This window comes from Nocardia brasiliensis NBRC 14402, assembly GCF_000308475.2.
GTDB classification, from domain to species: domain Bacteria; phylum Actinomycetota; class Actinomycetes; order Mycobacteriales; family Mycobacteriaceae; genus Nocardia; species Nocardia brasiliensis.
The window spans coordinates 71,171-96,939 of sequence record NZ_BAFT02000104.1; the positions used below are offsets into that span (position 1 = coordinate 71,171).

The window sequence follows — 25,769 nt, forward strand, 5'->3', positions numbered from 1 at the left end:
GGAGGCAAGTGATGAGTGTCGTCGCCGAGTGGCCCGGCCACAGCGCCGCCGAAGAATCCGGCGCCGTCGAGCAGCACGAGTTCGACGAGAGCGTCGCCGGTGCCGAGGCGGCCTTCGAGGCCGAAAGTTTCCCGTCGGGGCTGGTGCTCACCGCCCGGCCCGGCCCATCGGCGGCCGGGCAAGAGCATTGGGATCCGAACAGTACCGGTCTGCCGCTCTACGACACCGGGCCGCAGGTCCGCACGAAGAAGCTGGCGCCGAACTTCACCGTCGGTGAACTCGTCAGCAGCGGTGGACGTCCCGCCGACCGCGCCCGCATCTCGCCGGCTCTGGTCCGCTGTCTGCAGGCGATCCGCGATCGGGTGGGAAAGCCGGTGAAGATCACCTCTGGCTATCGGTCCTGGGCGAGCAATGTCGCCGTCTACCGGGCGCGCGGGCAAAAGCCCACGCTCAGTAGGCATTGCAGCGGACAAGCCGCCGACATCACCATCGCCGGTCTCACCGGGTTACAGATCGCGGAACTGGCGATCGACGCCTGCGGCAACGATATCGCGCTCGGCGTCGGCGGCAATTTCGCGCACATCGACGTGCGCGGACGACCCGACACCTGGACCTATCTGACCGGTGCGGCCAATACTGCCGCACTCGCCCAGGTGCGGCAGTATCGACGAAACCGTTCGGCGCCGAAGCCCACGCCCGCCCCGACCCGTACGCCAGATCGTGCCGCGGGCATCGTGCGGCGCGGTTCGTTCACCAAGTGCGCGACAGGGGAGCAGCCCGGCGCCCGCGCCATGGCGAATCAGTGGAAGCGGCTGACCGGCCGTCAGGCGGGCACCTTCAACTGCCGGGCAACCACTTTCGGCACCCCGTCGCTGCACGGGGAAGGGCGTTCGATCGACCTCTACGCGAACGCGGCGGACCCGGCGCATCGGGCTCAGGTCGACGCCTACATCGCCTGGCTGCAATCCAATGCGGTGGAATTGCAAGTGGCGTACATCATTTGGAACCGGCGGCAATGGGGCTGGCAGTTCCGGGCGCAGGGTTGGCGGCCCTACGGCGGCAGCAACCCGCACACCGATCACATCCACGTCGACCTCAGCTGGGAAGGCGCGCGGTCGCCGAGTCCGCTGTTCGCCGGCCCGGTTCCCGGCCTGGGCGGTGGTAGCGCACCCGCGCCGACGCCGAAACCGGGGCCGCGACCCAGCGGCCGGGTGCCCGCGCACGTCGTCGATTTCGTGCACAAGTACCGTCCGCACGCGCAGGCGAACGAAACCCGCAGTCGCATACCGTGGCTGGTCACCCTCGGCCAGGCCGCGCTCGAAACCGGTTGGGGCGCGAAAGCTTGCGGCAACAACTTCTTCGGCATCAAAGCAGACGCGAAAGTGCCGGAGGCGCAACGCAAGCTGTGCACGACCACGGAAGTGCACAGCACACCGAACGTACGCGGCTACCCCGAGATCATTTCGGTGACACCACGGCCCGACGGCCGGTACAACTACGTCGTGCGCGCGTGGTTCCGGGCCTACGCCTCCCCGGACGCGTCGTTCGACGGCCACGCGCAGGTGCTGTTGCAGCCCCGATACGCGAAAGCGTTCGCGCACACCGCCGATCCCTACGCGTTCGCCCGCGAAGTGGCGGCCGCGGGCTACGCCACCGAACCGAGCTATGCTGCGACATTGACAGGTGTGATGAAGTTGATCGAAAAAGTGCCGTAGGGGTGGCGGATGACCAAGGCGCACGAGTACGCACTGGACGTGACCTGGACCGGTAACACCGGCACGGGCACCAGCGGGTACCGGGACTTCGAGCGATCGCATATCGTCAGCGCCGAGGGCAAACCGCCGATTCCCGGCACGGCTGATCCGGCGTTCCGTGGCGCACCCGAACACTGGAATCCGGAAGAGCTGCTGGTGGCCTCCCTGTCGCAGTGCCACATGCTCTGGTATCTCGTGCTCTGCGCCCGCGCGGGGATCGTGGTCACCGAATACACCGATCACCCGACGGGCACCATGGTCGAAGACCTCGCGGGCGGCGGCCGGTTCGCCGAAGTAGTACTGCGCCCGCAGGCGCGGATCGCTGATGTACAGCACCGGGATCGCGCGCTCGCGCTGCACGAGCGCGCCCACGACCTGTGCTTCATCGCGAACTCCGTCAATTTCGACGTGCGCTGCGAACCGCAGGTCGCCGGCGCCTGAGCCTCCGGTAAACCGAAGCGGCAGTAGATATTCGACGGTATGCGGACTATCACCCTGCCCGTGACGTAAAGTATAGTAGTCGGTATCGTTCGTTTTACTAAACGCTCGCCTATCGCATCACACCTGCCGGGATGTGCTGTGCCTGGAGGTTGTGCTCGCGTTGGTCTTCGTCGACTCAGAAAGGTTCGCATGACCCAGAGTGATCCCTACCAGCGCCTCATCGAGTTCCTCGACGCAGGTTCCGCGCAGTATCGATTGATCGATCACGAACCGGAGGGCCGCACCGATGTGGTCAGTCCGATGCGCGGCAACGACTTGCACGATGCGGCGAAGTGCATGGTGGTGATGGTGAAGATCGGCAAGAAGACCAAGCGGTACGTCTTGGCGGTGGTGCCGGGTGACGCGAAGGTCGACCTCACCGCGGTGCGCGCGCTCTTCGAGGGCACCTATGTTTCCTTTGCCACCCCCGAAATCGCCGAGAATCTCGCCGGTTCGGTGGCGGGCACGATTCTGCCCTTCTCGTTTCATCCCGATCTCGAACTCATCGTCGACCCGGGTGTTCTCGACATCCCCGAGCTGTATTTCAACGCGGCCCGGCTCGATCGGTCGATGGCGTTGCGTACCGGCGACTACGTGCGCTTGGCCCATCCGCGCACCGAGAAGATCGCGCAATACGAGGCGGCCATGGGCGAGGCGATGACGTAATCCGATTGCCGACAGAACGTACATTCTCGGAGGTCTGCAGATGACTACCAAAGAAGCCGACAGCGGCCACCTGGCGGGCTCGACGAATTTCGTCGACCGTGACGCCGAGCGTGTCTGCGCCGAATTGCATGCGATGCGCGCGGTCGGGGACGACACCGGCGCGCTACCGGCAGGCCACGGCTTGGCCGATGTCCGCCGCGTCGCGCTGGTCGGTACGAACCGTCTCCGAGATGTGTTGTTCCACAAGGCCAGACACGGCCGGGTGTAGTCCGGCCGTGTCCGGCGTTGCGGTCCGAGAGCGCACTCAGGGCGGATTATGGTCGGCGACAAGGAGGATCGGGTATTCGTGCTGGCGCAGCAGCGCACGCGACACGGAACCACCGTAGTGATAACCGAGAAATGAATGCGGATGCGAGCCGATGACGATCATCCTGGCGCCCACCGAGTGCGCGACGGCGAGCAGGACTCGCTCCGGTGTACCTCGTCGGGCATGGTAGGTCCACTCGATCGAGCGATGATCGTAGAGCGCGGCCGCGGCGCACGCCCGAACGGTGGCCTGTTTCGCGTCTGCCTGCCTTTCCCAATCATCGATATCGGGATCTACCGGATAGTCGCCCAGATCGAAGGCGTGCACCACATGTAATTCGTCCGTGAGATCTCGGGCCAGGCCGGCGGCGGCAACGAGAGCGGCTAAGGCAGCGGGTCTTTCGGCTATGCCGACGACGATCGCGGTGGCTCGGCGTGGCATTCATCGCTGCCTGGACGCATCGGGCTCGAGTATCGCCTCGACCGAAAGCAGGTCGAGGGCGATTGCCTGTTTTATCGCTTCGACGCGTGAGGAGGCCGAGAGTTTGGCGTAAATATTCGTCAGATGCCGTTTGACGGTGCCTTCCGCCAGATACAGCCGGTCGGCGATCTGCGAGTTCTTCAGGCCCGCGGCAACGAGCGTCAGCACCTCTCGCTCCCGGGTCGAGAGTATGGCTCCGTCCCCGCTGCCCAGACCTTGCAGCATGCCTCGGGTGACCGATAGAACCACCTGCTCGGGGTTCTCGAAGATCTTGCGTACCGCGCTGATCAACTCCTCCCGGGTCGAGTTCTTCCATACGTATCCCCCCGCGCCCGCCGCGATCAGATCGCCGATGCCGCGCGGCGTGTCCCGGTCGCCCAAGATGATCACCGCCACAGCGCTGGGCGTGCTCAGCAGGACGCTGCGTATCCACCGTTCCGGTCGCCGCTCGTATTGGCTGATACTGATGATCGCGATATCCGGCCGGTACCGCTCGAGCGTCGCCTCGACATCGCGCTCACCGCATTGCCCGACAACTTCCATATCGTGTTCGTGGGAAAGGATTTCCACTATTCCGTGCCGATACAACACATGTTCATCGACGACTACCAGTCGTATTCCTGCCGGTGCAACCATCAAATCTGCCCCCGCTTTCGTGCTGTGTATCAAAACTAGGGAGGCTGGTGCGCGCCCCTAGGTCGAACGTGCGCGCCCGTGCGGTGAACGCCGGCCCGGCACTCGGGCATCAAATGCTCGAGTGTGGACTGCGAGTCGGCGTGGGAATGGGACCGCTCGATGGCCGCACGCGGGCCGACGTGCTGCCGGATGGCCTCGGCTGACCGCCGAGCATTCATCTGGCAAACCACGATGACCCCCATGGTGATCTGGTCCGCCGACGAGCGATGATCGCAGCGGCCCGAGTGACCCGAACATTCCGCGCTGCATGTCCGATAGCCAGTGTGACCTATGGGACTGGACAGTCGCAAGGGTGCACGAGGTCGCAGCAGGCGCTACAACTTACCGCTGACACCGGAATTGGGGGCAGAGCGTCGAGCGTAACAAACTGTACGATTCTGCCTAATATGCTGTACGGCAGCTGAAGGTGGCAAACCTTTGGCGATCGAGGGGACGGTGTACCACGATGCGGGGTGGGGACGCGTCACAACCAGGGTCGATGGTGGCTCTGACGGATCTTTCCATCTTGCTGGTGGCGATCACCTGGGGTTCCAGCTACGTCGTCATGCAGACGGTCGGCAGCGCGGTGTCCGCGGCCGGTTTTCTCGCGCTGCGTTTCGCGGCGGCAATACCGGTCATCGCGCTGCTCGCATTGCGCACGCTGCCCCAGCTCACCTCGTCCGAGGTGCGCAACGGCATCGCTTTCGGGTTCATGCTGTACGGCATCCTGATCTTGGAAACAATTGGGGTACTGCATACGTCGGCCGCCAACTCCGGATTTCTGATCACCGTTTCCGTGGTGCTCGTGCCGGTCCTCGAACGCGTACTCAGTCGTCGGGCACAGCCGCTACCGGTCTATCTCGCTACGGTCACCGCGCTCGTCGGCTGCGGTCTGCTGCTGTTGTCGAGGGGCGGATTCCATCCGCAGAGCGGAGACTTGATCATCCTGGCCGCGGCGATGATCAGGGCCACCCAGATCACCCTGTTCGGCCGCAGTTCCGAAGGGCAGAACCAGTCGCTGGTGAATATCACCCTGATCGAGTTCGTCGTGGTGCTGCTGCTGGCGACGGCGACCTCGGTGCTGACAGGTGCGCCGATGTGGCGACTGGCCGGCGCGGTGAGTGGATCGAACTGGCTGCTGATCGCCTATCTCGGCGTGATCGGCACGTCGTTCGCGTTCTTCGCTCAGCTACGTGGCGCACGCCGGACGAGCTCGACCCGGGTCGGCTTGATTCTCTGTACGGAGCCGGTCTTTTCGACCCTTTTCGCGGTGCTGGTGGCCGGTGAGCAGCTCACCGTAGTGCAGATGTTAGGCGGCGCGCTGGTGGTCGGGTCCGCGATCGTCGGCCGCAGTCTCGAAGGGGCACGGAAAGTGCCGGCCCGTGTCGTCGCCGAACCGAGTCGTCATCCGTTGCGGACCGGACCCGACACCACCGGATCCGGACCGTAATCGCCGAGCCCGGTGCGTTAGATTGGGCCTAGCGGCACAATCTAGCGAACGGTGGTCGATGTCCGATCTAGCAGACAGCACGAAGCTGGACAGTGCCGCCGCGGCCATCGGCGCACAGATCCGCAGGATGCGGGAGGCTCGGGGCATGTCGGCGGCGGAGCTCGCCCGGCAGGCCGGGATCAGCAAGGCCACCTTGTCCACGTTGGAATCGGGGGCGGGTAATCCGCGTATCGACACGTTGTCTGCGATCGCCGTGGCGCTGCGGCTGCCGCTCGGCGACCTCATCGTCGCGACGGCACCGACCAGGGCCACGCTCCGGCCGGGCACGTCCGAGCCGGACTACAGCAAACAGGAACTCCTGCAGCGCGTCGGCGCCGGCGTGTACGTCGAGGTGTGGCGGATCCGAATCCGCAAGGCGGGCAACCGGATCGACAGCCCGGCGCACACGGTCGGCACGGTGGAGCATCTGCACGTGGCCAAGGGCGGCTTGCGGGTCGGCGCCATCGACACGCCCTGTGACGCCAGCGCAGGCGATTTCGTGGTGTTCGGTGCCGACGTGCCGCACTTCTACGAGGCGAGGACCGACAACGTCGAGGCCGTGCTGGTCATGACCTATCCGGTCTCCGGCTGGTAGGGCGGCTCAGATCCGCCGGCTCGCCACCTTGGCCATCAGGGCGGTGCATTCCTCGAGCGTATCGCTCCAGAACACCAGTCCGTGGCGCCGGATGTAGATGATGTGGCTGCGTGGCGCCGCCTTCGCGACCGCCTCCGCGAGCTGCACACTGCCGTACTCCTTGGGCGGGATGACGAGCACATCCAGGTCGGCGATCTCGTCACCCGGGATGTAGTGGTTGTGCACGATATAGCGGGCGTCGACCGATGTTCGCACCAGATAGTGCATGTAGCTCTCCGCCGACGGCGGCCCGGCGCCCTCGCAGCGCAGCGTCCAGTCCGAGAAGCCGAGCAGTTCGACGAAATCGTGCGGCGCCAGATCTTTGAGGTAAGAACCGCTCGCCGAAACGAAGGTGTGACCGTTTGTCCGGACGCTGATGTTGCCTGCCGAATCGGTCTGGTGCTCGAACACCGCGGCGGCCTCGCCGAGCGTGCGGACGGCCTCGACCGTCTCTGGGGCGCAACGATTGTCGGCTTTCGTCAGGCTGATATTGACCCAGCGCGGCCGAGCCGGGGTCGTAGGTGACGACTTGCCGCGAGGGGCGCGGCGCGGACCGGCGCTCTTACCGCAGTATCGGATGTTCTGCCTGCCGACAACGAATGTCGCGACATCACGCGCGACCGATTCCGGGTTCGCGTCCCGGAGCAGCAGGCGTTCGATCCAGCCGGCGATCCGTTCGAGATCGGCGCCGCTGTATCCCCGCCGTGTGATCTCCTGGACGCCGAGCCGCAGCGTATCGATGTGTTCGAACGCGATCGAGCGATTCACCGAGATGTTCGCGTCGAGCAGCTTCTTGGCCAACATCGGGCCGGCGCCGAGCGGCCGGGTGTCGATGAAAAACATGTGGTTCTGCGTGAATCCGCGATCCGCGGCGAGCACGGGGATCCCGCGCTCGTTGAGCAAACCCGCCAGATGTCTGGCGTTTTCGATCACTCGCGCCGCGTATTCGCGCCCGTCCTCGTACATCTCGTGCAGGGCGATGAACAGCGCGAGCGTCGAGGCGGTGTGCTGACTGCTCACCATGCCGTTCGACAGGGTATAGGTGATCCGTTCCATCAGGCTGCGGCTCTTGCCGAGGATGAGCCCCTTCTGCGGGCCGAAGAAGGTCTTGTGCGTGTTGGCCTGCAGAATGTCGGCGCCTTCGGCCAGCGGATCCTGGAACTGCCCGCCCGCGATCAACCCGAGGGTGTGCGAGGCGTCGAAGATCAGCGGGACGTCGCCGCAGATCTGCTTCAGTTCCCGGAGCGGGAACGGGAAGAGATAATTCATGGCGTCGATGTACAGCAGCGACGGCCGTTCGCGCTCGAATATTTCCCGGGTCCGCTCGAGGTCGATGGTGCACAGGTCGCGGAACGCATAGGTGGTACTCCGCCTGCCGAAGGACCGGCACATGAGCTCGGTCAGGAAGTGTCCGCCGTCTTTCGTGGAAATGCGCATGATCTTGTCGCCGGGCTGGGACAGTGCGGCGAAGGTTGTCTGCATCGCGTGCAAGCCGGACAGACAACGGAATTCGGTGTATTCGGCGCCGAAGAGTTCGCGGCACACCTGGGTCGCGGATTGCTCGATGGCATTCACCCGGTTGAGCCCGCGATAGAGGAAGTTGTTGAGGCGCGACGGAGAGTCGAGCCGCATATCGAGATGCTCGAGCAGATAACGGTTCGCCAATTTGGTGGACAGCACGTTCTGGGCGAACGGGGACAGCACCGTTTCGTTCGCGGTCAGATGCAGCACCTGCTCGTTGTCCACCTCCTCGCGGGTCACCAGGTCCCGAATTGCGGTAAGCGACAAGGGCGTATCGTTACTGAGCTCGGTCATTTCACTCCGATCGGCGGGAGACCCTGCCCCTGCGTTTCGGCAGTTTCTCAAGATAGACATTAGTAATGCCCACTGCGGCACAACAATACGACGAATGTTCCATTTTTGTGTCCTGAAAGGCGTCTGGCACATGGCCGTTCGGCTATGGCCGCGGTCTCGTCGTTGACGGAATGCGGCAGTGGCCGGAGAGTGATCCTATGCGGACAATCGACTGGGTCGACGGAAAAGTAGTCATTCTCGATCAAACGTTGCTACCACACCGGGAAGTCGTCGTTACGGTGACCACCGCCGCCCAGCTCGCGGGCGAGATCGCCCGGCTCGCGGTGCGCGGCGCGATGGCGCTCGGTGTGGCGGGTGCGTTCGGTATGGCGCTCGCCGCGCTGCGGGCAGCCGAACGCGGCGAATCGATCGAACTCGCGCTCGATGCGGCCGCCGCGACCATGACCGAGGCACGCCCCACGGCGGTCAATCTCGCGTGGGGCGTGCAACAGGTGCGCACGGTCGCCGACGGTGGTCTCGACGCGGTCGTCGCCGCGGCCTTGGCGGTGCGAGACGCCGACATCGCCGCCAATCGAACGATCGGCGCGCGCGGCGCCGACCTGCTCGCGGGCGCCCGGCGCATTCTGACGCACTGCAACGCGGGTGCGCTGGCCGGTGTCGAATGCGGTACCGCGCTGTCGGTCATCGGCGCGCTGGACGCGGCGAACCAGCTGGAGCTGGTGTACGCCTGTGAAACTCGGCCGCTGTTGCAGGGCAGCCGGCTCACCGCGTGGGAGCTCGGCCGGGCCGGGATCGCGCACACCGTCATCGTGGACGGCGCGGCCGCGGGGATGATCGTGCACGGCCGGGTCGACGCGGTGGTCGTCGGTGCGGATCGGATCGCGGCCAACGGCGACGTGGTCAACAAGGTCGGCACGCTGAGCCACGCATTGGCCGCGCAGCGCGCGGGGATCCCGTTCGTCGTCGCCGCGCCGGAAGCGACCCTCGATCCGACCTGCCCGGCCGGAGCCCAGGTGCCGATCGAGGAGCGGGCAGCGACGGAGGTGCTCGAATTGGGCGGTGTGCGAATCGCTCCCGTGACGAGCACCGCCTGCAATCCAGCGTTCGATGTGACACCCGCTGATCTCGTCACCGCGATCGTCACCGAGGATCGGGTGATCAGACCGTCGGGTCAGTCGATCGGCAAGGTCAGCGTGTGATAGCCCCGGTAGCGCCCGAGCCGGGCGGGCCCGCCGAGCTCGGTGAGCGTGGCGACCACCGCGTACCCCGCCACCGTACCGTGCGCGAGTTCCACCAATTCCGCTGCGGCGGAGAGCGTTCCGCCGGTGGCCAGCACATCGTCGACGAGCAGGACGCGTGCGGACGGGGGCAGGACATCGCATTGCAACTCGAGTGACGCCCGGCCGTACTCGAGGTCGTAGCCGACGCTGTACACCCGCCCCGGCAGCTTCCCCGATTTGCGGGCGAGCACCAGCGGGCTGCCCGATTCCTGGGCCACCGCGGTGCCGAAGACGAAGCCGCGCGCTTCCACCGCCAAGACGATGTCGAAAGCGCCGGCGAAATGGCGGATCGCCGCCTTGGCAATCCGGGTGGTCATAGTGGGGGTCGCGATGACCGGACAGAGGTCTTGGAAAAGCACACCGGGCGAAGGGAAATCGGGATACGCCCGGATGAGCTCGGCGACGTCGGCGGCGAGCCGGTCGTCGATGCGGTCCGGGGCGGTCGGGGCGGTCGAGTAGTCGACGGTATCGGACATGGCGAATCCTGTGGTCTCGAGAGTCGGGAAAGGGATCAACGCAGCTGGTTTCCGGCGATGAGCGCGAGCCGGTCCGCGGTGTCGCCGGGTACGCCCGCGGGGTCCGACATGACGGCGTGCCGCATCGCGTCGGCGCACTCGCAGTCGCGCGCCGTGCCGTCCGAGGACGCGGCGAACTTGCGGATGATGTCCTTGGCCGTCGCGATGTTGGCCCGCATCACCGACGCGACCATGTCTGCGGTGACGGATGGCCCTCCGGTGCGCCAGCAGTCGTAGTCGGTCACCAATGCCAGTGTGGCGAAACAGATTCCGGCCTCCCGCGCGAGTTTGACCTCGGTGGCCGCGGTCATGCCGATGATGTCGGCGCCCCAGGCTCGGTAGAGCTCCGATTCGGCTCTGGTGGAGAACTGCGGCCCCTCGATGCAGACGTAGGTGCCCGCGCGATGCACGGTCGCACCAGCCGACGCGGCGACGTCGGTCAGCCCGGCGCGCAGCACCGGGCAGAAGGGGTCGCCCAGCGGTACGTGCGCGACCAGGCCGGCCCCGAAGAAGGTGGACCGGCGGTGCCGGGTCAGGTCGACGAGCTGGTCGGGCACCACCAGATGGCTCGGCTCGATCTCGTTGCGGAGACTGCCGACGGCGCTGATGCTGAGGATGCGCTGGACCCCGAGTTGCTTGAGCGCGTGGATGTTCGCCGCGGCGGGCACTTCGGTCGGCAGGTAGCGGTGGCCGCGGCCGTGCCGGGCGAGGAAGGCGATGGGGCGCCCGTCGAGTACGCCGACGCCGACCTGGTCGCTCGGGTCGCCGTAGGGCGTGGTGAGGGCGACTTCGCGGCGGTCGGCGAGCGTTTCCAGGTCGTACAGCCCGCTGCCGCCGATGATGCCGAGTTCGATTTCTGCCGTAGGTGCAACCATGGTATCCGTCCCGGAGTTTGCCGAATTTCGGCGCGACTGAACTGTCTGCCGACGATCTTCAGGATATCGGCGGTCCGATCCGTGCCGCGATGTGCCGATCGGCGCAAATTGCTACACATTACGGCGTGTCACCAATTGCTTGCCGTCGTATCTTCTGCTTACCCCGCTGATCTGCGTTGTATTGGACGGTACGTCGCCCTATCGTCAGTACGGACAGTGGTCGAGCATTTATGGAGTTGACCGTGACAACTGAATTCTATTATCGGGTCGCCGATCTATCACTTGCCCATTTCGGGCGCCAGGAAATCGAACTCGCCGAGCACGAGATGCCGGGCCTCATGGCGCTGCGCGAACAGTATGCGACCAGCAAACCGCTGACCGGTGCCCGTATTTCCGGTTCGTTGCACATGACCGTGCAGACCGCCGTGCTGATCGAAACGCTGACGGCGCTCGGCGCCCAGGTGCGCTGGGCGAGTTGCAATATTCTCTCGACGCAGGATCACGCGGCCGCCGCCGCGGTCGTCGGGCCGTCCGGCACGGTCGAGGACCCGCGGGGTGTTCCCGTGTTCGCCTGGAAAGGCGAAACACTCGACGAGTACTGGTGGGCCACCGGGCAGATGCTCGACTGGCCCGACGGCGCGGGGCCGAACATGCTGCTCGACGACGGCGGTGACGCCACGATGCTGGTGCATCGGGCGGTCGAGGCCGAAAAGCTCGGCGCCGTAGCGGATCCCGGTGCCGAGCAATCGGCCGACGACGAGGTGATCGACGCGCTGCTACGGGCCTCGCTGGCCGCCCACCCGCGCAAGTGGACCGACCTCGCCGCAGGCATCCGTGGTGTCACCGAGGAGACCACCACCGGTGTCCACCGGCTCTATCAGATGGCGAACAGCGGTGCGTTGCTGTTCCCGGCGGTCAACGTCAACGATTCCGTCACCAAGTCGAAGTTCGACAACCGGTACGGCATCCGGCACTCGCTGATCGACGGCATCAATCGCGGCACGGACGTGCTGATCGGCGGAAAGGTCGCGGTCGTCTGCGGTTACGGGGACGTGGGCAAGGGATGTGCGGAGGCGCTGCACGGACAGGGGGCCCGCGTCGTGGTGGTGGAGATCGACCCGATCTGCGCCCTGCAGGCCGTGATGGACGGCTTCCAGGTGGCCACGCTCGACGACGTGGTCGGCTTCGCGGACATCTTCGTCACCGCCACCGGGAACGTGGACGTCATCACCGCCGATCATCTCGCGGCCATGAAGCATCAGGCGATCGTGGGCAATATCGGCCACTTCGACAATGAGATAGACATGGCGGGCCTGGCTCGGATCGCGGACGTCCGCAAGGAGAACATCAAGCCGCAGGTCGACAAGTGGGTCTTCCCGGACGGCCATGCCGTGCTCGTCCTCTCGGAGGGCAGGCTGCTCAATCTCGGCAACGCCACCGGCCATCCGTCGTTCGTCATGAGCAACAGTTTCGCGAATCAGGTGCTCGCCCAAATCGAACTGTTCACCAAGTCGGCGCAATACCCGGTAGGTGTGTACACGCTGCCGAAGCGACTGGACGAAATGGTCGCGCGTTTGCATCTGCCCGCTCTCGGTGCCCGGCTCTCGACCTTGACGCCGCGGCAGTCGGACTATCTCGATATTCCGATCGAAGGTCCGTACAAGCCGGAGCAGTACCGCTACTGACGCCCGCCCGGGCGGCTACCGGGCATCGAGATTTCCGCCCGTGGAGGTGGCGGAATTCACCGCACAGTAATACAGAAGGAGCGGGTCAGTGACAACAGCAAATGGTCGCCGCCCAATTATCGCTTTCATGAGCGACCTCGGCATCACCGACGACTCGGTGGCGCAATGTAAGGGGTTGATGCTCAGCGTGTGTCCGGATGTCACGATCGTGGACATCTGCCACACCATGCAGCCGTGGGACGTGGAGGAGGGCGCACGGTACATCGTCGATCTGCCGCGGTTGTTCCCCGAGGGCACGGTGTTCGCGACCACGACATACCCGGCGACCGGCACCACCGCGCGCTCGGTCGCGTTGCGGATCGCGCACGCTTCCAAGGGCGGCGCCCGCGGACAGTGGGCCGGCTCGGGCGCGGGCTTCGAACGGAAGGAAGGTTCCTATATCTACATCGCCCCGAACAATGGCCTGCTCACCACGGTCATCAAGGAGCACGGGTACCTGGAGGCCTACGAGGTGTCCTCGCCCGAAGTCATTCCGGAGCAGCCGGAACCGACCTTCTACAGCCGTGAGATGGTCGCGCTGCCGTCGGCGCATCTCGCCGCCGGCTTCCCGCTGGAGAAGGTCGGGCGACGCCTCGCCGACGACGAGATCGTCCGATTCGAACGCAAAGATCCCGAACTCGTCGCCGACACCGACCTCGTCGGGTACGTGACCAACATCGATCATCCGTTCGGCAACGTGTGGACCAACATTCATCGCACCGATCTGGAGAAGCTCGGTGTCGGGTACGGCACCAAGCTGCGGATCACCCTCGACGGCGTGCTGCCGTTCGAGTTGCCGCTGAGCCCGACCTTCGCCGACGCGGGGGAAGTCGGGGCGGCGGTCGCGTATCTGTCCAGCCGCGGTTATCTGGCTCTGGCGCGCAACGCGGCGAGTCTGGCCTATCCCTACAACCTCAAGGCCGGCATCAGCGTGCAGGTCAAGGTGGGCTGATCCAGCACTGTCGGCGGCCGGTCGGGCCAGTTCGGGCCGGCCGTCGGCATCGGCCTGCAAGGAGGGTCAAATGTCGCTGTCCCGTGGCGATTTCGCCAGTCTGTTCGTCGCGCTGATCGTCATCCTGGTCGCCGCTCATCTCGGGGCGCAGATCTGTGCGAAACTGCGCCAGCCGCCGGTGATCGGCGAGATCCTCGGTGGACTGTTCTTGGGGCCCACGGTGTTCGGGCAGGTGGCGCCGGGCGTGGCGAGCCAATTGTTCCCCGCCGGCGGTGTCGTCCACGCCGGAATCCAGATGCTCAACGAGTTCGGACTGCTGCTGCTGATGTTCCTGGCCGGGCGGGAGGTCATGACCTATCGCAATCCCGGCAAGCAGCGCACCGTGGCGGCGTTGGCCGCGGCCGGGCTGGTGATTCCGATGGTGCTCGGGGTCGGGGTGGCCCTCGCGCTCGACCACGCCGACTACTCCGGCCCGCACGGGACCGATGCCACCTTCGCCCTCATCTTCGGAATCGCCTTCGCGGTCACCAGCATTCCGGTGATTTCGCGGATAATGCTCGACCTCGGGTTGCTCAACACCAGCTTCGCCCGGACCGTCCTCGCGGTCGCGCTGCTCGAGGACGTCGTGCTGTATGTGGCGCTCGCCGTGACGTTCAGCCTGGTCCAGAGCGACCAGAAGACATTCGGGCTCGGTTCACTGCTGCAACTGCACGGTACGGGCGCGATGGCGTACCAGGTGATCGTCAGCCTGGTTTTCATCACGGCGCTGCTGCTGGCCGGCAAGTGGTTGTTCAACCGGCTGGCCACGAGCAAGGTGAATCTGATGGAGAAGGCGAGTCCGATCGCGTTCCGGCTGGTATTCGCACTCGCGCTGGTCCTTTCGTGTGTGTTCCTCGGGATCAACGCCATCTTCGGCGCGCTCTTGGCCGGGATCGCCTCCTCCGATATCAGTGCGCCGCAAGGCAATCGGCATAGCAAGCCCGTGGCGGGCGCGGCCGCATGGGATACGATCAAGGACTTCTCGCTGGCGTTCTTCATCCCGATCTACTTCGCCGGGGTGGGCATGCAACTCGATCTGGCCCGCAACTTCGACCTCGTGTTCTTCGCCGCCTTCTTGCTGACCGCGACCGCGGTCAAGGGGCTCAGCATCTGGGCCGCCGCGCGCGCGGTGGGCGAATCGACCCGGTACGCGAAGAATTTCGCCGTCGCGCTGAACGCGCGTGGTGGCCCGGGAATCGTGCTGGCCACCGTCACGTTGTCCGCGGGCCTGATCAACGAGGAATTCTTCACCAGCATCGTGCTGCTCTCCATCGTGACGTCCTCGTTGGCCGGCATGTGGTTGGACTATGCGTTCCCGAGAACGCTACGTCCGTCGCTGCTCGCCACAGCCTCGAATCATGATGCGAGGACGCCGGACAACGGCGCCGCGGGAACTCGCGGCGGTGGCGCTGCGGCCGATCATGTGGTGGGGGCCGACGAAGCGCCCGGGCCCAAGTCGTAGTCGAACGGTGCGCAATGGGTGACTTCGACGGCGAAACCGTCGGGCTGCGACCGATCGATCTGTCGCTCGCCCTTGTTCTGCGCGACGACGTGCGCGAAGGTCGGGGCGAGGACGGGATCGTCGGCCGCGGGCGCGGGCCGGAAGAAGCGAACCAGTTCGGCGAGCGCCGTGCGGGCACTCGCGGTGTTGAGCTCGTGCGTGGCATCGGACAGCACGACGATGGCGGCCGACGCGTGGTCGCGGAAGGCATACTCCACCGCGTGCAGATCGACCCAGGAGTCGCGGCTGCCCTGGACCGCCAGAATCGGCACGGATTCGATCGACCGGACATCGGCGTGGGTGGATTCGGTGGTGTGCCAGCCCAATTCGACCAGCCGCTGCACGAACCGCCATTTCACCTCGTGGTCGAGCACGAGCGCGGTGCGGTCGGGGTCGGTCTGCTCGCCGCGCAGCCACTGCCCGATGAAGTCCTGGTCGTTGGCCGCCGCGATGGTGGCCTGCATGTCGACCACGGCGGAGATGGCGCCGATCGCGACCGGACGCCGACCCGACCGGGCGGCCGCCGCGAACGCTATGCGCGAGGCGATACTCGCGGTGAACAGGGCGGCGGGTCCGCTGCGCGGGCCACAGCTCGCGACCCAGTCGTGCACCAGCGCGAGATCCGCGGCGAGCGCATCGGGGGTCAATTCCAGTATGGTTCCGTCGCTTTCGCCTACATGATTGGTGGGGTCGTAGCGAATGACGTCGAACCCGTTGAGGAGAAAGTAGAGGGCGACGGCACGGCCGCGGCGCATCACCGTGCCGAACGGCGGTGCCACGATGACCCGGCCGACCGGGTCGTGGTTACCGGGCTGGAATTGGCGTAGGCCACGCAACATGCCGCGGGGCGTGGGCAGTTCGAACCGCTCCGACCGCACGGTCACCGGAGTGGTCGAACGGCGATGTCCTACTGGTGCTGTCGTCATCGGATGACCTCGGCGTCGAGTCGTAGGGCGCAGCCGCGAGTTTCGGCCGTCGTGATGCGGCGCACGACGGTGAGCACCGCGGAGTCGTTGCCGCACGGGCAGCTGCCCTCGCGCGACACCGAGCCCAGATCGTCGGTCGCCACGAAGCCCGGATAGCTGGTGGGGGAGGCGTCGCAGAACGCGAGCACGCCGACCTCGCCGGGCGGCAGCGCCCGCATCGTCGCCGGGTCACGCGCACTCGTGTGCAACCATGCGGGCACATGTTTGGCGCGGAACCGGCATTCGAACAACACCGTGTTCAGCTCGACCGCGTTGTAGCAGTCGCGGATCGGCGCGTCACCGGCCAAACCGAAAGCAGCCGTGACGAATTCCTCGAAGTCCCGCCGGGACATGGCCGTCGCGTCCGCGCGCTTCCAGCCGCCGGCGGTGATGACGAGGCCATTGCGCGCACCGAGGCCGGGATCGATGCCGCGTTCGCGCAGCGCTGCCGCGAGATCCCGGACCAGGGCGGGTGGTCCGATGATCACCGGCCGGTCGATTGACTGGTCGAGCAACGCCGCGATCACCTCATCGATCCGGAAAATGTTTGCGCTGACGAAGAATCGGGTGGGATGCAGCAGATCGACGATGCTGAGCACGTAGGAAAACCAGAGATCGCCGGCCTCGGTGGTGTCCGGCCCGAGCACGAACAGCTGCCGTTCGATATCGGGATTCGGTAGGGCGAGCCGGCTGCCCTGATCGATGCTGCCGACAAAACGCTCCAGAGTGGTCCCGTCGCGATATATCCGGCTTTTCGTACCCCGGGTACCGCTGCTGGTGCAGACCTGCACCACTTTTTCGGGCGCACAACTCGAAACAGTTCGGCGCTTGAACACCGAGGCCGGTATCAGCGGCAACGACTCGATGAAACCGGGCCGGTCCAGCCGGGACAGCGACCATTCGTTGGCTTCGGCATAACGCCGGTAGGCTGCGCAGCGCTGCCAATGGTGCTGCACGGCAGCGCGCATCAATTCGTCGCGGAGTTCACGGAGCTCGGCCCCGGCCAGCGTGAATGCATCGTCGCGCTGGTGGATCAGATCATCGATCGCCCGAATGGCGTCGATGACCGTGACCTTGGCGTGCGTGGTCATGCTCTTCCCTCGATCGGCGCCCGGTCAGTCGATGATGTTGATGCAGCGTGACGGGCATTCGGCCGCCGCGCGGTGCACCTGCTCCTCGTGTTCGCCGGGCACGAGCAGCGCCTTGGGCGCGCAGTCGGCGCCGACGTCGGCCTTCACGTACGCCACATATTCGTCGTCCGTCGCGAACATCGCCGCAGCGTGTTCACAGCACAGCTCCGCACCTTGGCAGAGCGTGCGTTCGATCCACACCCGCATTGTTTCCAGGGCTCCTCGTGCCAGAATTTCTCGGCCAGTTCGTGCTCCCTGTCCACCAAACGGTAATTGCCATGGCACTGTCAATACGTCGTTCAGCACACTTGTCGCGATTCGGTATTCGAAAATCCTCGCAAGGTAACGTGATTCGTACGACGGCGCGGTATTCGGCGGGCCATCGGTCACATACGCTCTGTCACTTTCGGGTTATCGCGTCAGCGAAAATTCGGTGATAGTTTCGGCGCAGTGCTCCCCAGCAATTCCAGTACGTACCGCGTACCTCTGATTGGAGCCGATCGTGTCGATCGAAACCATTCCGACGAGCATGTCGACGCTCGATGACGTCGCCGGACTGTTGTCCTGTTGTGCCGCAGAAGATTTCGCGGATTCGGCGCGGGATCTGATCCGGGCGGCGGGTGCCACGTTGATCTTCAGCAGGCATCACTGGCTGCGCTTCGGCGGGACCTGGCACGGCCGCAAAGAGTTCCGTGACGCGCTGACCGCGGTCGAGGCACGTCCGTACGAGACCTGGACCGAGGACGACGCGGAACTCGTCCTCGGGCTGGCCGCGCTGCGGCGCGCCGGGATCGGCCTCGAACAACTCGACGGTGAACTCTCGCTCCGGTCGGTGCGTGCGGTGCTGGCGCAACGGCTGGACGGCTACCTGTTGTCGATCGGCCAGCCGCGGACGCTGGATCACCTGACCCTGCTGGAGCTCGCCGACCGCATCCGTAGGGTCAGGGAATACGTCGAGCGGGACTACTTCAGGTATTCGGTGATCGATGGCGCGAAGTGGCATCGCACGGAGGGGCTGCTCGCCCGCGCCCAGGTGAGTTGGACCGAATTGCCCGGCCGGGTGGTCGAGGAGTTGACCGCCATCGCACCGGGCCTGCCCGACACCCGCCTCGCGGCGCGCTGGCTTCCTGCGGCCACCAGGCAATGCCTCAGCGCCCGTGGGCAATCCAAGGATCTCGTCGAGGCGCTGATGCGGTGCGCAGTGCGTGATCGCGTCCTCTCGGTCGACCATGTGACGGTCACCTGCGTGCGCGGGGTACTGCTCGACCGCCCCGGCGAGCTGGACGCGTCCGACCAGTTCTTCACGCATACGGTGCTCGACGACGGCCTGGCCCTGGCCGGCTTCGCCGAGCAACTGGGGCACGAGTCGGAACAGCGCCTGCGCGCGACCTTGCGGGCCCGGATGATCAAACTGAAGCGCAAAGCGGTGGTGAACTATTTCGGCGACGGTTGCCTGCGCGGCGAATGGGTCGAGAAGGCCGCCGACAACATGATCTTCTTCAACGAGGACACCCACTACCGCGGTCATCAAACCGTCGGGTGCTCGACCGGTGGCCGTTCGGCGTTCGAGGTGAGCTACCACCGTGACCGAGCCGAACACACACTGCCGGCGATGATGGGCGACTTCCGGGTGGTCCGGTTGTCGCATGATCCCTCTCGCCGCTTCGCGGTGGACAACCTACGCCACGTGATTCGATACGCACAGTGGGTGCGACTGGTCGTGCAGGAGACCTTCCGTGCGGGCGGTGTGCTGGAGCTGCTGCCGAGCGAACGGTCCGGGGGTGCCGGATGCACGAGGTAGCGCTGCCTATCGTCGTGAACGGCGAGACGGTGGCCGACAGCGGGGTCGAACCGCTGGTCGTCACCTACGAATCGGGCTGGCGGATCACGATTCCCCGGCCGACCGCCGAACTGGTCGGGGACGTGCTGAAGACGCGACGAGACGCGCTCGCGGAGCTGCACCTGGACGAGATCACGGTGTTCCTCGAGCGGGTCGGCCGATTGTGGGGCGATCCCGGCTATCCGGGCCGCCGCGACGCTGTCGCGCTGGCGGCGCGGATCACCGGCTACCACGAGGCGATGATCGAGGACGACTACACGCGGGTAGCGCGCGCCTGTGCACGGGCCAAACTCTACGACATCGTCGAGACGGACCTGGACAATCCACTGCTGCTCGATGATTGGCTGCCCAAGCAGTCGATCTTCTTGCGCGCGTTGCCCAAAGGGCGCGTACTGCATTTGATGGTCGGCAATGTTGCGCTGGCCGGGCTGTTCACAGTGATCCGCGGGTTGCTCACGAAGAACGTGACCGTCGCGAAACTGCCGCGCCGCGATCTGGTCTCGACGCTGGCCTTCGCCCGCACCTTCGCCGACGTCGATCCCTGGCATCCGCTCACCCGCGCGCTTTCCGTACTCTATTGGCCCGGCGGGGATCCGATCGAGCAGGTTTTCATCGACGCTGCGGATGTGGTGTGCGCGTGGGGAAAACACTCCTCGATCGCGGCGATCAAGCCGCGGATCCCGGTCGGGACCGAGCTGGTGGAGTTCGGCCCGAAAGAGAGCATCATCCTGATCGGCGCCGACGACGGCGGCTGGGCCGACGTCGCGGTGCGTGCGGCGTACGACCTGAGCGTCTACGAGCAGGAGGCCTGCTTCAGCCCACAGCGGATCTTCGTCGAAGGCGACGGCGACGCCTTCGCCGCCTCGCTCGTGCGCGGGCTCGAACATGTGGCGCAACGGCTTCCGTGCGGTTTCCGGACTGTCGACGCCCAGGCGCACATCACCCGGGCGCGGCAGGAGGCCCGGTTCGACGGGTACCGGGTCCGGCAGAGCGCCGGGTCGGAGTGGACGGTGGTGACCGTCCCGCCGGGGGAGACGCCGGTCCTGGAACACCCGCTGGGCCGGACCGCCTACGTCTATTCCGTCGCGCGGCTGGCGGACGCCGTGGCGGCGGTGCACCGGGACACGCAGACCGTCGCCGTGTATCCGTGGCACCGCGGCAAGGAGTTCGGACGCGAACTCACGTTGGCCGGGGCCTCGCGCATCACCGAGGTGGGCATGATGAGCAGGCCCCGCCCCGGGTTCGTGCACGACGAGATGCGTCCGCTGCACTCGCTGGTGCGCTGGGTTTCGGTGGAGCGCGGTCTGGACTACCGAGGTCGCTTCCGGGCTGCGGATCGAGCCGAATTCGAGCAGCGGATCTACGGTCTGCCGGTTCGCGATGCGGGCGAATGACGATGGGGGACAGGCCGATCAAGACGGCGGTACTCGGCGCGGGCGATGCGGGCCGGGCGTTGGCGGCAGTGGTGGCGCGGGCCGGATGCGAGGTCCGGCTCTGGAATCGGACCGCCGCGCATCTCGCGGATATCGAGGACGCGACACTGACCCTGCGCGACCCGGACACGCATACGGTCCACCTCGCGGCGGTGTCGACGGATCTCGACGCGGTGTGCTCGGGCGCGGATCTCGTGCTGGTTGCGGTGTCCGCCGCCGCACAGCGTGACCTGGTCACGGCATCCTGGCCGGCACTGCGGCGGGCCGAGGCGGTCGTGCTCGTGCCCGGGCACACCGGCGGCGTCCTGGAGGTCACCACTGCGTTGCGCGACCGGGTGGACTGGTGTGAGACCGCGCCCGGCCCGGCCGTCGCCGAGATGATCCTGCCTTTCGTCTGCCGCGGCGAGGGACCGTCGATCGTCCGAATCTTCCAGTACAAGAGGGATGTTCCGCTCGGGGCGCGACAGCGGCGGCACGCGGACCGCGCCCGCGACCTGCTGGTGCGAAGTGTTCCCGCCGTTCGCAGCGCGGCCTCGATCTGGGAGACGAGTCTGGCCAATGTCACGGCCGTGATCCAACCCGTTGTGGCCCTGGCCAATCTGGCGCGGCTCGACCGCGGTGACCGGCATCGTTTCTACGCCGAGGGGGTATCGTCCGCGGTTGCGCGAATCATCGAGGCCGCCGACCGGGAGCGGGTGCTGCTCGGGCGCGAAGTGGGGGTGCGATTGCCGACCGCGTTGGGCTGGTTCGGGCAGACCTACGATGGCACCGCAACCAGTTTGGCCGACGCGCTGAGTGCGGCCCCTGGATATCGGTCCATCCTCGCCCCGTGCGGCACCGACCATCGCTTCCTCGACGAGCACGTGCGGACCGGTACGGTGCCGTTGGCCGCGCTCGCCATGCTGGTCGGCACGCCGCACCGGCAATTGGACGCCATCGTCACGATGGCCTCGGCCGCGACCGGCCGCGAGCTGTACCGGAACGGTCGAACGCTCGCTCGGCTGGGCATCGGATCACGGGCGGACATCATGACTCTCATGGGTCCGCCGGCCTACGCGACCGAAGGTACGGCGAGATGATCGAGACATCGACCACGCCGGAATTGCGCAAGCAGGTCGTATTGGAGTGTCGTGCCTGCGGTTACCACGTCACGGCCGCCTTCGTGCCGCGGTGCCCCTGCTGCGGGGGCGCCACCGACGTGTTCTACGACCTGACCCGCGCGCAAATCCGCGACGACGGCAATCCGCTGGTGCGCTGGTTCGACCTGTTGCCGCTGACCGACTTTCAGCACACCGTGTGGCTCGGTGAGGGCAATACCCCGCTGCTGTGGGCACGTGAACTCGGGCGCTGGGCGGGCCTGGACTTCCTGTACCTGAAAGCGGAGAACGCCAATCCGAGCGGGACCGCCAAGGACCGGATGGCGGGTGTGGCCATGCCGTTCCTGGTCCAGCAGGGCGTGACCGAGTTCGTCATCTCGTCCACCGGCAACAGTTCGACCTCGATGGGCCGGTGCGCCGCGCGCATGCCGGAGGTGACGCTGCACATCTTCGGCGCCCGGGACTTCCTGGACCGGATCGATGTGCCCGACGCGCCCAATGTGCGGGTGTACTGCGTAGACGCCGACTACGTCGGTGCGGGCGCGGCGGCCGCGCGGTTCGCCGCCGAGCGCGGTCTGCCGTTCGAGAGCGGCTTCTTCAATCCGGCGCGGCGCGAAGGTCTGAAACTCGCTTATCTGGAGGCCTTCGACCAACTGGCGCCGCGCGCACCCGACGTCGTCGTGCAGGCGGTGAGCAGCGGGATGGGCATCTACGGTGCGTTCAAAGGCGCCACCGAATACGTGGCGCTCGGCAGGCTGGCGCGGGTGCCGCGCATCGTCTGCGCACAGCAATCACGATGTGCGCCGATGTACGAGGCCTTCCGGGACAACTCGGCGACGATCCGCCCCGAGCACATCAAACGGCGTCCGAGCGGTATCGCCAAGGCCATCCTGCGGGGGAACCCGGCGGATTCCTACCCGTTCGTCCACCGGATCGTGCAAGCGACGGGTGGCGCCTTCGAGGCCGTGTCGGACCAGGAGATTCTCGCGGCCAGACGACTCGCCTGGGATCTGGAAGAGGTGGACGCGTGTCTCACCTCGTCGGTGGCCCTGGCCTGCGCGATGAAGCTGGCGCGGGCCGGCTGGCTGAGTCGAGACACCGTGACGCTCGTGAATGTCACCGGGAGGGAACGGCCGCCGGCCGCACCGGCCTATGTGAACTACGTCTAGGGAGGAAAGCCGCAGATGAGATTCGACATCGTACTGAGCGTCGCGCAGCGGCCCGGTATCGGTCAGCAGGAAACGTTCGCGGCCGCGATACGGTCGGCGCAGTGGGCCGAGGAACTCGGCTATTCCGGAATATGGCTGCTGGAACACCATTTCACCAACTACAGCCTGTGCACCAACGCCCTCAACATGGCATCGTTCCTGCTGGGCGGAACCGAGCGGATCCGAGTCGGCTCCGCGATCACCATCGTTCCGCTGGAACATCCGATCAAGCTCGCCGAACGAGTCGCGATGCTCGATCATCTCAGCGGTGGGCGTTTCGATTTCGGCATCGGCCGTGGCACCTACGCCCGGGACTTCGAAGCCTTCGAGGTCGATATGACGGTGAACCACCAGGCATTGGTCGAGACCATGGAGCAGGTGGCGCGGGCGTGGGGCGAAGAGCCGTACGTGATCTCGTCGATGGACGGCAGCCCGGACGCGGTGCCGGTGCAGCCGAAACCGCTGACGCGACCGCATCCGCCGGTCTACGTCGCCTCCGGCTCGCCGGACACCGTCGGATGGGCGGCGGCACACGGATACCCGCTGCTGATCCGAGAAGCCATGCCGGACAACGAGAAACGGGCACTGCTGGCGCGATACCGCGAAGCGGCCGGACCGCACGGACAGTTCGACGCGGCCGCGCGGCACGCGCTGACCTGCATTGCCGTACTGGACGACACGGACGACCGTGCCGCGGACACCGTACGCGAGCACGTGGGGTGGTGGGTCGCCGAGGGCGCGACCTCGAACGGGTTGCTGGCGCGCCGGCACCTGCTGCCGAACTATCGCACCTATTTCGAGGCGGTCGACGCGGGCCGCAAGGCCGGGGGCCGGGACGCGTCCGGCGTGGTCGAAAAGATGATTCCGCTCAATCTGGTCGGCACGCCGCAGCGCTGCCGGGAACGCCTCACCCAGCTGCACGAGTCGACCGGGCTCGGGCACTACATACTCGCCTTCGACGCGAATCCGCCAGGGGAGCCCACCTATCGGGTGATGCGACGCTGCATGGACGAGGTGCTGCGACCCGTCGCCGCCGCGTGCGAAGGGACGCTCGTACCGTGATCACCGACCGTTCGGACTATGACGTCGTCGTGCTGGGTGGTGGGCTGGCCGGGCTCAGTGTCGCCCGGCAGATGCTCTTGCGCAGACCGGAAACCACCGTCCTCGTCGTGGAGCGGGTGCCGCATCCGGTCCGCGCGGCCGCGCACAAGGTGGGCGAATCCACGGTCGTGATCAGCGGCACCTACTTCGCGGAAACGCTGCAGCTGCGCGAACATCTGGAGCAGGCTCAGATTCGTAAGACGGGCCTGCGGTTCCTGCCGTCCGTTTCGGTACCGCCGCCGCCGCTGTCGCAGCGCGCGGAATCGGGGCCGAGCGGGTTCTTCTACGCGTCGGCGACCTTTCAGCTCGATCGCGGCGTCTTCGAGAACGCGTTGGGTGAGATCGTCGCAGCGGGCGGTGCGGAGTTCCGGCACGGGTATCGGGTCGTCGACGTACGCCTGAAATCGGGTGCGCCGCACGAGGTCGTGATCGCGCGGGCGGGCGCTGGACAGACCGTGCGGGCGCGGTGGGTGATCGACGCCACCGGACGGCGCGGCCTGCTCAAGAGCAAACTCGGCCTGCGCAAGGACAGCCCGCACAACTGCGACGCCGTGTGGTTCCGGCTGAGCGAGATGATCTGGATGGACGAACTCGCCGAGGAGGAGGTGGGCACCTCTGCGGCCGCCAAATCGGCCTGGCGAGAAAGGGTTCCGGAGGGATTGCGCTGGCGGTCCACCAATCATCTGATGGGCAAGGGCTATTGGGTCTGGCTCATCCCCTTGGTGTCGGGGTCGATCAGTGTCGGTATCGTGTCCGATCCGCGGTATGTGCCGTTCGAGGAGATCGGCACGTTCGAGGCCGCGCTCGACTGGCTGACCCGGCACGAGCCCGAGGTCGCGCGCGCCGTCACCCGGCACCAGGAGTCGTTGCAGGACTTCAAGCGGCTGCGGCACTTCGCCCACAGTTGTGCGCAAGTGTATTCCGGCGATCGGTGGGCGTTGACCGGCGAAGCGGGTGTTTTCAACGATCCGCTGTACTCGCCCGGCAGCGATTTCATCGCGATGTCGAATACCTTGGTGACCGATATGGTCGTTCGGGACCTGGGCGGGGCGGCGATCGACGACCTCGCGGCGCGACTGAACGACTTCTACCTCGAGGTGTACGACACCCTGCTGCCGGTGTGGACCGATCAGTACCGGCTGATGGGCAATCCGCAGGTGTGGTTCGCGAAGCTGATCTTCGACCGGTATCTGCACCATGCGTTCTTGGGCCTGCTGATCCGCAGCAACACCACCGACGCCTACGCACCCGCGGTCATCGGCGCCGAGCTGGCCGGCTTCCGGCTGCTGAACGAGCGCATGCAGGCCTTCTTCCGGGAATGGGACGAACGAGAACCGGGACGCGATCACTGCCACTTCTTCGATCACACCGGCACGCCGGCCCTGAAGTCGTCCTTCGGCACGTCCGGCGACCACGGTCCGCTCGGTTCGGCGGAGATTCGTCGCCGGCTCGGCGCCAACCGCCGCGTCCTCGAGGCCATGATGCAGGTGATCATGGCTCGCGCGGCGACCCGCATCGGCTACCCGACAGCCGCGTGTGACATCGATCCGCGCACGTTCACGTTGGGCGATCTTCCGCTGGCAGGCAAACGCGCCAACCGGGACCAGGACGCGCTGATCGAGTTCATATCCGAGCTGTTGCAAGACAATTGGCTGCCCGTGAGCCCGGTCGAGGTCGCCGGGTAGCCCAACCCGAGGACCGCTTCTCGTCCTGCCTGTTGCGGCCGGGCGGTCGAAACACGTCGGCCCGGTGTTTGCCGACGGCGTAGTGCGGTAGTCGGCGACTACGTGGCAGTGGTGCAACGAGAGG

Annotated in this window: 24 protein-coding genes; 16 read left to right on the forward strand and 8 right to left on the reverse strand. The window is 66.2% G+C overall.

The window, feature by feature from the left end:
- Positions 1–11: 11 nt before the first annotated feature.
- The 4 genes from TY25_RS42190 (at position 12) to TY25_RS35115 (ending at position 3,168) form a co-directional block, all read left to right on the forward strand.
- Positions 12–1,715: a glucosaminidase domain-containing protein gene (locus TY25_RS42190; RefSeq protein WP_081869305.1), complete on the forward strand. Its 1,704-nt coding sequence runs from the start codon at positions 12–14 to the stop codon at positions 1,713–1,715.
- Positions 1,716–1,724: 9 nt separating this feature from the next.
- Positions 1,725–2,195, forward strand: a complete 471-nt coding sequence (locus TY25_RS35105) for an OsmC family protein (RefSeq protein WP_042263678.1) — start codon at positions 1,725–1,727, stop codon at positions 2,193–2,195.
- Positions 2,196–2,384: 189 nt separating this feature from the next.
- Positions 2,385–2,900 carry a YbaK/EbsC family protein gene (locus TY25_RS35110; RefSeq protein ID WP_042263680.1) on the forward strand — a complete coding sequence of 172 codons (516 nt, stop codon included), beginning with the start codon at positions 2,385–2,387 and terminating at the stop codon, positions 2,898–2,900.
- 40 nt (positions 2,901–2,940) lie between these two features.
- Complete coding sequence (locus tag TY25_RS35115) at positions 2,941–3,168, forward strand: hypothetical protein (RefSeq protein WP_042263683.1); 228 nt, start codon at positions 2,941–2,943, stop codon at positions 3,166–3,168.
- 36 nt (positions 3,169–3,204) lie between these two features.
- On the opposite strand, the gene TY25_RS35120 is transcribed toward TY25_RS35115, so the two are convergent.
- Together TY25_RS35120 and TY25_RS35125 are read right to left on the reverse strand one after the other, a co-directional pair.
- Entirely contained in the window at positions 3,205–3,648 is a 444-nt protein-coding gene (locus TY25_RS35120; RefSeq protein WP_081869306.1) for a universal stress protein, read from the reverse strand.
- Positions 3,649–4,323 (reverse strand): response regulator transcription factor, encoded by a 675-nt coding sequence (locus TY25_RS35125; RefSeq protein ID WP_042263684.1) that lies wholly within the window; start codon positions 4,321–4,323, stop codon positions 3,649–3,651. It abuts the gene before it with no gap.
- A 538-nt stretch (positions 4,324–4,861) separates the two neighbouring features.
- Between TY25_RS35125 and TY25_RS35130 the strand changes: the two genes are divergently transcribed.
- Together TY25_RS35130 and TY25_RS35135 are read left to right on the forward strand one after the other, a co-directional pair.
- Complete coding sequence (locus TY25_RS35130; RefSeq protein WP_052383402.1) at positions 4,862–5,812, forward strand: DMT family transporter; 951 nt, start codon at positions 4,862–4,864, stop codon at positions 5,810–5,812.
- A 58-nt stretch (positions 5,813–5,870) separates the two neighbouring features.
- Positions 5,871–6,446, forward strand: a complete 576-nt coding sequence (locus TY25_RS35135; protein ID WP_042263686.1) for a helix-turn-helix domain-containing protein — start codon at positions 5,871–5,873, stop codon at positions 6,444–6,446.
- 6 nt (positions 6,447–6,452) lie between these two features.
- Here TY25_RS35135 and TY25_RS35140 read toward each other — a convergent pair whose 3' ends face one another.
- Positions 6,453–8,432, reverse strand: a complete 1,980-nt coding sequence (locus TY25_RS35140) for a fluorothreonine transaldolase (RefSeq protein WP_226887328.1) — start codon at positions 8,430–8,432, stop codon at positions 6,453–6,455.
- A 65-nt stretch (positions 8,433–8,497) separates the two neighbouring features.
- On the opposite strand from TY25_RS35140, the gene mtnA reads away from it, so the two are divergent.
- A complete protein-coding gene (gene mtnA, locus TY25_RS35145) occupies positions 8,498–9,499 on the forward strand; it encodes an S-methyl-5-thioribose-1-phosphate isomerase (protein WP_042263690.1) in 1,002 nt (333 codons plus the stop codon).
- Here mtnA and TY25_RS35150 read toward each other — a convergent pair.
- Both TY25_RS35150 and mtnP read right to left on the reverse strand, forming a co-directional pair.
- Positions 9,472–10,056, reverse strand: a complete 585-nt coding sequence (locus TY25_RS35150; protein ID WP_081869307.1) for an adenine phosphoribosyltransferase — start codon at positions 10,054–10,056, stop codon at positions 9,472–9,474. The genes mtnA and TY25_RS35150 overlap by 28 nt on opposite strands.
- A gap of 35 nt (positions 10,057–10,091) precedes the next feature.
- Positions 10,092–10,970, reverse strand: a complete 879-nt coding sequence (gene mtnP / locus TY25_RS35155; RefSeq protein WP_042263693.1) for an S-methyl-5'-thioadenosine phosphorylase — start codon at positions 10,968–10,970, stop codon at positions 10,092–10,094.
- 230 nt (positions 10,971–11,200) lie between these two features.
- Here mtnP and ahcY point away from each other — a divergent pair, with 230 nt between their 5' ends.
- The 3 genes from ahcY to TY25_RS35170 all read left to right on the forward strand — a co-directional run bounded on the left by ahcY (position 11,201) and on the right by TY25_RS35170 (position 15,147).
- Complete coding sequence (gene ahcY / locus TY25_RS35160) at positions 11,201–12,655, forward strand: adenosylhomocysteinase (RefSeq protein WP_042263695.1); 1,455 nt, start codon at positions 11,201–11,203, stop codon at positions 12,653–12,655.
- A 127-nt stretch (positions 12,656–12,782) separates the two neighbouring features.
- Positions 12,783–13,646: an adenosyl-fluoride synthase gene (locus TY25_RS35165; protein WP_042263697.1), complete on the forward strand. Its 864-nt coding sequence runs from the start codon at positions 12,783–12,785 to the stop codon at positions 13,644–13,646.
- Between the two features lie 70 nt (positions 13,647–13,716).
- Entirely contained in the window at positions 13,717–15,147 is a 1,431-nt protein-coding gene (locus TY25_RS35170; RefSeq protein WP_042263699.1) for a cation:proton antiporter, read from the forward strand.
- Here TY25_RS35170 and TY25_RS35175 read toward each other — a convergent pair.
- Genes TY25_RS35175 through TY25_RS35185 form a run of 3 tightly spaced genes read right to left on the reverse strand, consistent with a single transcriptional unit; the run spans position 15,105 to position 17,488 of the window.
- On the reverse strand, positions 15,105–16,112 hold the full coding sequence (locus TY25_RS35175; RefSeq protein ID WP_081869308.1) for an alpha/beta hydrolase family protein: 1,008 nt from the start codon (positions 16,110–16,112) through the stop codon (positions 15,105–15,107). The two genes, TY25_RS35170 and TY25_RS35175, sit on opposite strands and share 43 nt — an antisense overlap.
- Complete coding sequence (locus TY25_RS35180) at positions 16,109–17,242, reverse strand: LuxE/PaaK family acyltransferase (protein ID WP_042263702.1); 1,134 nt, start codon at positions 17,240–17,242, stop codon at positions 16,109–16,111. Before TY25_RS35180 ends, TY25_RS35175 begins: the two co-directional genes overlap by 4 nt.
- A gap of 24 nt (positions 17,243–17,266) precedes the next feature.
- Positions 17,267–17,488 carry a ferredoxin gene (locus TY25_RS35185; protein ID WP_042263704.1) on the reverse strand — a complete coding sequence of 74 codons (222 nt, stop codon included), beginning with the start codon at positions 17,486–17,488 and terminating at the stop codon, positions 17,267–17,269.
- 295 nt (positions 17,489–17,783) lie between these two features.
- On the opposite strand from TY25_RS35185, the gene TY25_RS35190 reads away from it, so the two are divergent.
- The 6 genes from TY25_RS35190 to TY25_RS35215 are packed head-to-tail and all read left to right on the forward strand — an operon-like array spanning position 17,784 to position 25,645.
- Positions 17,784–19,082, forward strand: a complete 1,299-nt coding sequence (locus TY25_RS35190; protein ID WP_146153970.1) for a hypothetical protein — start codon at positions 17,784–17,786, stop codon at positions 19,080–19,082.
- Positions 19,070–20,515 (forward strand): acyl-CoA reductase, encoded by a 1,446-nt coding sequence (locus TY25_RS35195; RefSeq protein WP_042263708.1) that lies wholly within the window; start codon positions 19,070–19,072, stop codon positions 20,513–20,515. The genes TY25_RS35190 and TY25_RS35195 overlap by 13 nt, the downstream gene beginning before the upstream one ends.
- Complete coding sequence (locus TY25_RS35200) at positions 20,512–21,633, forward strand: NAD/NADP-dependent octopine/nopaline dehydrogenase family protein (RefSeq protein ID WP_081869309.1); 1,122 nt, start codon at positions 20,512–20,514, stop codon at positions 21,631–21,633. Before TY25_RS35195 ends, TY25_RS35200 begins: the two co-directional genes overlap by 4 nt.
- Complete coding sequence (locus TY25_RS35205) at positions 21,630–22,820, forward strand: threonine synthase (RefSeq protein WP_052383403.1); 1,191 nt, start codon at positions 21,630–21,632, stop codon at positions 22,818–22,820. The genes TY25_RS35200 and TY25_RS35205 overlap by 4 nt, the downstream gene beginning before the upstream one ends.
- A 15-nt stretch (positions 22,821–22,835) precedes the next feature.
- Complete coding sequence (locus tag TY25_RS35210; protein WP_042263712.1) at positions 22,836–23,921, forward strand: LLM class flavin-dependent oxidoreductase; 1,086 nt, start codon at positions 22,836–22,838, stop codon at positions 23,919–23,921.
- A complete protein-coding gene (locus TY25_RS35215) occupies positions 23,918–25,645 on the forward strand; it encodes an NAD(P)/FAD-dependent oxidoreductase (protein WP_052383404.1) in 1,728 nt (575 codons plus the stop codon). Before TY25_RS35210 ends, TY25_RS35215 begins: the two co-directional genes overlap by 4 nt.
- The last annotated feature ends 124 nt before the right edge of the window (positions 25,646–25,769 follow it).